The organism is Ruminococcus sp. AM43-6 (genome assembly GCF_003461785.1).
Taxonomy (GTDB): Bacteria; Bacillota; Clostridia; order Oscillospirales; family Ruminococcaceae; genus Hominimerdicola; species Hominimerdicola aceti.
Genome location: NZ_QTXU01000043.1, coordinates 6,039 through 12,300, shown reverse-complemented (window position 1 = coordinate 12,300; position 6,262 = coordinate 6,039). Strand labels below are relative to the sequence as shown.

General features: G+C 34.5%; 3 protein-coding genes and 1 pseudogene. All 4 read right to left on the bottom strand.

Annotated elements, in window-relative coordinates:
- Positions 1-178 precede the first annotated feature (178 nt).
- Positions 179-337: pseudogene (locus DW938_RS13670) on the bottom strand (DUF4314 domain-containing protein); the annotation flags it as partial.
- A 284-nt stretch (positions 338-621) separates the two neighbouring features.
- Positions 622-1,788, bottom strand: coding sequence for a hypothetical protein (locus DW938_RS13665; RefSeq protein WP_117865763.1), 1,167 nt, complete (start codon positions 1,786-1,788; stop codon positions 622-624).
- 122 nt (positions 1,789-1,910) lie between these two features.
- Positions 1,911-5,705: a vWA domain-containing protein gene (locus DW938_RS13660; protein ID WP_118125458.1), complete on the bottom strand. Its 3,795-nt coding sequence runs from the start codon at positions 5,703-5,705 to the stop codon at positions 1,911-1,913.
- 182 nt (positions 5,706-5,887) lie between these two features.
- The coding region (locus tag DW938_RS13655) for a hypothetical protein (protein ID WP_207660718.1) at positions 5,888-6,262 on the bottom strand (375 nt) is incomplete at its 5' end.

Sequence of the window (6,262 nt, the reverse complement as noted above, 5' to 3'; positions counted from 1 at the left end):
CCTTTGCTTCTTTTCTCAACTTTGTTCATTTTGCCTATTGATTTTTCTTAGCAGGTTTCCGATTTTTCAAACAAAAAAACGGTCAAGCTTTTTTCAAAACTTGACCGTCACATTGATATATTCATTTCTTCATATTCTGTTTCTGATGATGACGATTATGCAACAGAGTTTCTTGACGTCACATTGATATATTCATTTCTTCATATTCTGTTTGCTCACTATCTTCACTTACGATATGAAAGTCGTCCACACCAGGGATAACTCCGAGCGTTCTGCCGTTATCAAAGACGCAATGCACAGTGCCGATATCATCCATATGTTCGATTTTTTTTGTTGTGTTGGGTTCGACTCCCTTTTTTGTGAAAACCGTTGAAAAGCATCTACGGTTTTACAACTGAAATTTTTGCCCTCAAAACGCAAAAAAGCTCGTAAAATCGGGGCTGCAATAAGGAACGTAAAAAACCGATTGAGAAAGAAGAAGTTATCAGCAATAGGTTTAGTTATGTTAATTAATAGTTAAAACAATCGACTGTCTAAGAAACGGTCGGTTGTTTTGCTGTTTATATTAAATTGAAGAATAAGATTGCTCTGCAAACATATGAGTTTACAGAGCAAATCAAATTAAGCAATGTTGATAGTATTCAGCAATTCACCGGAATTATTATCGAACACAAAAATGTAGTCACCGCAGGATTCAAAAGTGTACGAACCGCCTTCTTTGATCTCATCAACTGACTGCTTTTTAATAAGACTCCAATCCTCAAGCGAATATGTCAGATATTTACCTTTATAATAGGTTATTGCTTTTTGGGAGTTGGCATAAATGATTCTTTCGTGATTTTTAGTTTTCTTTTCTTCAAAATGTGATGTTTCATAATTCCATAAAATAATTCTGTCACCGTCAATTTGTTCAGATACATTATCTGTAAATCCTTTTGCGTAATGTGAATACTGTGCTATGATAATTAAATATTTATCAGATTGTTTAATCGGCTGATATGAATAATCAATATTAAAAGTTGTCCCGGATTCTACGACTTTACCATTATCTATATTTATTATATAATAGTTGTTTAATTTCCCTGATTTTAGCGGAAACAATATCAATTTATTATCATATAAAGATGCTGTCATATCAGTTTTAGATAAAAAAATCTGTTTTGCATTCTTCTTATTATATACATTGCAAAAAACTGTTTTTTCATTTTTATCAGTTATTTTCAAGTAACAATGATTGCGGTTATTGATAATTTGTATATTGGCAGAAAAAAATTTTTTTTCAACAGTTATATTATAGTCATATGGGCATTTATCTAAATCAATTATTTTCATATCATCAACACTACTATATGCTTTTATGTCATAACGCATATTAATATCGGAATAATTAAGAACATATAATATGTCATCGACGAAATACATATCGTAAATACTATGTGATATGTTATGTATTTTAATAACATTACCAAAATAGTCGAGCTGAAATATTTTTTTAGAATCAACTGAGGGAGAAAAGAATATAAATTCCTCGTCGGCTGTTACAGTAGAAGTTTTTGCAATAGAGATATTACATATTTTATCTATATTTCCTTTTGAATTTTTACAATAGATTCCATCAGAGTCAAGATAAACAATTAAATCATTAACATGACAAGCATGAGAATAATTATCTTTAACATGGATACTAATATCGCCCTGATTTGTGAATAAATGTCTTAAAATAAGTAAGCCGATAATTATAAATATTAGCGGAAACGCAATCATATTTTTTCTATATTTTTTTCTCATAATAATCCTCAAATTTCTGATTTCACAAAAGCACCTATTAATGAAATAAAACAGGCTGATTGGCAAAATGTTAATGTAAATCAGCCTGCTAAATTATCATATTGAAACGCTGAAATAAAACCTTATTTTTTCTGTATTAAATAACCCACATCAAAAATACAACCCTCTTTATTCGCGATTTCATCAATAGAATTAAAATAGGTCGTATTTCCATCATTGTGTTGTGCTTCAGTATAGTTGCTGTATCTATTAAATGTCGCTATCATACCTGAGTTATCATCTTTTATTCCAGCAACAGAATGCTGTTTTTGATATGTGACAACTTTTGCGAATGCTCCTAACTCAATTGAACTTTCGTACTTATATGAAAAATAAGCAACATTACCATTTGTAAACTCGCTATCCATTTCTTGAGCTAAAGCATTGCCAAAATCAAATGCATATTCTAAATCACCAATTTTAGGGTTCTTGTAAGTTTTATATGTTAGGTTGAGAGAGTCTAGCCAATCCGATACTTTATCCGGGTTACTACCATAAAAACCATCTTTTAAATAATCGGTTTTATTGGAAAATAATCCACCAGTAACTATATCTAAAACTAAAGCATTATATTCAAACTCTGCTGCGGTTTTGAAAAAGTTAACATTTTCACCAGCTAATGTTGCTGCATTAAAGGCTGCCATTAATTCGCATATTACTCCATGCATAGGCACATCTGCAAACATTAATCCACCATCATCTGAAAAATTTCCGTTGGATTGATTAATAACTAGCATCTTTTCGTTATAAAAATATATATTTTTATCATCGCCATATTTTTTAAGACCAATTTTGGTATTATTCGTGTAATTTTTCATGGCTCTATTGATTTTATCATTAGAAGTATAAGTCCAGCCAACATACTGCATATAAGCATCGCCAAACCTCGTCCAATCAGCAATAGCACAAGTCATAAATCTTGCATTATTTATTCTGTCTGTTGATACTGAAATTTGATTGTTTTTATAGCTTAAGTATAAAGGTTTACCTATAGTATCGTTGTTTTCATAATACAAAACTTTTGAGCGTATTACCAGACCATTCTCACCAAGCAATCCTTTAGCACCGTTATTATAAGGTAGTACTTCCCATAATTGTCCCTGCAAGTTTAAGTCATTGCCCATAAATACAGAATAACTTCCGTCATCATTCAAGTGCAGAGTTAATACCAATTCTTCATTATTCAATGCATGAATTTTATAACCTTCATCGCACCATTCAAACTTGAATTTTTGATTATTGTTTCCTGTATAATTATACATTATCAAAGACGCCCCTGGATTAGTGGAGTTGTCTTTTACATTCATATAGTATTCCGGATAAATACCTACCATTTTAGTAAGATAATATGTCTCTCCATCAAGGAAATCGTATTTATCACCTAAAATGTCAGGTTTATCCATGGGATACGGATCTTCAATATCCGAATAACCGTCACCATCTGAATCGTCATTACTTTCAGGATTAGAATTCATAATAAAATAATAACCAGCAGTTACTTCCTGCTCTTTGTGATCCATTATAATAGTCTTATAAATCGGTACAGGTTCAATTTCAACACCATCTTTTAATCCGTCTTTGTCAGTGTCAGGCAAATCATATCTAGTGTTAACTATCTGTCCGTTCTGCACTCGTATACCAGCTAATTCAAAAACATCATACAAACCATCACCGTCTGTATCTTTTGTATCAAAGAAAGTATCCAATGCAATTTGGGAATAAATATCGGCTAAATCATTAGTTGTAATGGCTTTGTAGAATTCACCATGAGTCATCTTTGCCATATGTTCAAGTGTTTTATCATCAGAACCTAAGCCAAACCCAATAGTGTAGATCGAAATATCTAAACTATCCGCTTCTTTTAAATATGAATCAGAAATATTACATCCACCATCAGACATAAATACAATCATTTTTTTTGGAGCACCTGTCTGTGTTTTTAGTAGTTGAATTGATTGATTTATCGACGCATCAAAATTATTACCTCCGGTAGAGTAGATATTATTCAACGAGTTTAACAATATGTTTTTCTGACCCACAGAAGTAAAATTACAAAGTATCTGAGGCCTGCTGTCTTCAGCCAAAATAGCTACATTATCTTTATTCCTTAGAACATTAATAAACGATTCAGCTGCCTTTTTTCTGCCTGCTTCATATGGATCGTTGTATTGCATACTACCCGAACAATCAATGACCAAAACTGTGCTTAATCCACTTGGAGCATAATCATAATAACTCGGATATAATTCAGTAGACCATGCTTTGTACCATTCTTCCCTATTAACTATCATATACTTACTGAAGTGTGTAGTCTCCACACTTACAGTAGAGTTCTCCTCATCAAGCATAGTGTCCAACTCAACAAAATTGTCATTTTCTTCATCATACCATAAAAATAGCAGATTGTCAAATTCGGTATCGCCAAGTTTAGACTTGTCGATCACATAAGTAAGCGTAGCCTTATCAAACTGCGAAGTCGTTTTGATTTCAAAAGGCTCGCCCACAAGACCTACAACCTCTGAGCAGAGTATATCCTTGTTCATAATGCTCTCAACGGTTGTGGTTTTCTGGAGATTACCCGTGCCCTCCATAGATACACGAACCTCTGTAACGGCACAATCCTCGTTTTCAACCTTGTGAATAAACGTCTGTAAACGCTTTTCATCACCATCAAGAATACTATTTTCGTTTGTATCGGGATTTGTAGGATCAGTTTCAAGATAGATTTCATCGCCGTCTTCTAAACCATCGTCATCGGTGTCTTTCTTTAGCGGATCAGTATTATAAGTATTGATTTCTTCTCCGTCATTAAGTCCGTCGCCGTCCGTATCATCATTATAAGGCTCTGTACCAAGTTCATACTCCTGAAGATTTGTTAATCCGTCTTCATCAAAATCCTCATCACCGTCTGTAATTCCGTTTTCATCTGTATCAATCAAAGTCGGGTCAGTTCCGGTAACAAACACCTCATAATAGTCATCAAGAAGATCACCATCGGTATCTACCAACGTGCTATCACTTCCAAGATACTGCTCAACGCAGTCAGGAAGCTTATCTCCATCGGTATCTTTGAGAAGCTCCCAATTATTCATATCTTCAAAGAAATCAGGTAAGCCATTGTCGTTTTCATCCTTCATATACTGCCATTCATCGACAGGTATATCCAAAGGCTCTGAAACAGTGCCAACCAATTCGCCAGCATTGCCACTATAGTTAGCGTTTACGCTTGGACAGTTGAAAGTTATTGTATCCGCAATAATGACAACATTATTGAGATTCAGATTCTGAGCCATTATCTCAACGTTGCCGAAAGGAGCATATACCAGACCATTAAGATTAACGTTCTGGCTGTCAATCACAATATCTCCATACTTTGAAAAGATGACAGAATTGTTTGTGTTTTTTACCTCGCCGTTAAGGGTAACATCTTCAAAGGCTTTAAGCGCCGTGTTGATATTTATGTTGCCTGTAAGAGTAGCATTACCCTCAACCTCCAGCGGATCATTGATGTTTATGTTTATTTCTTCAAGAGTGTAATCCTGTGAATATTCATCAATATTATTGCCTGAAAAATAGGCTGAATCGATCTTATCAAAGATATATATCATTTCTTTGCCTGCATTCTCAGTTTTCGTACCATTAACGTTCAAATTCCCATTTGAAACTATTGTGCCGTTTGTCGCTATATTTCCATTCACACAGAAATTGTTAGCATTAATGGTGATAGACCCCTCTGTATCAGAAGCGGCAAACATTGTGTAGGGATACTTTTCTGCTGCCTCCTCTGCTACTGCCGGCAAACTCGGTAAAAGAGTTGCCGCCATAGCTACACTCATTACGCCGGAAAGTATTCGTTTGAAGTTGCTTTTAAGTTTCATAACTTCTCCTCCATTTCCGCAATACGCAAATATATATTCAACTCTATATATTCGAAATACTGCATATTATCAGTCCGTATTGTGATCGTTCAGTATTGGTTCTACGTCAGAAAAACCAATAATTCACATATCTTAGTTCATTGGAATCACCAAACCTCTCTGCCTAAAGCATAAACTGTAAATTAATACAAAACCTCCGCACTGTAAACAGTGACCGTTTCGTAAGATGTGCCCTTGTAGACCTTTGCAACTGTTTTAACACGGTAGGTTCCGCTGCCAATCGGCGAGAATGAGTTAGGATAACTGCAATACCAGCTGTTAAAAGTTTTGCTCCAGTCGGTTATTTTGCGCCATGACATTCCGTCTTTTACCTGCAAGGTCTGAGTTACAACGATTTTAGTTGTTGTTCCCGATATTCCGTAAACGGTACTCTTGCAAGATGCCACACCACCAGAAATACTCAAATTGCTATATGCTTGATTAGTATACAAGTAACAAGGCGAAACAATACCGCCGTTATCAGGTGGAACAGCAGCCAACACCGTAGTTCCTCCCAC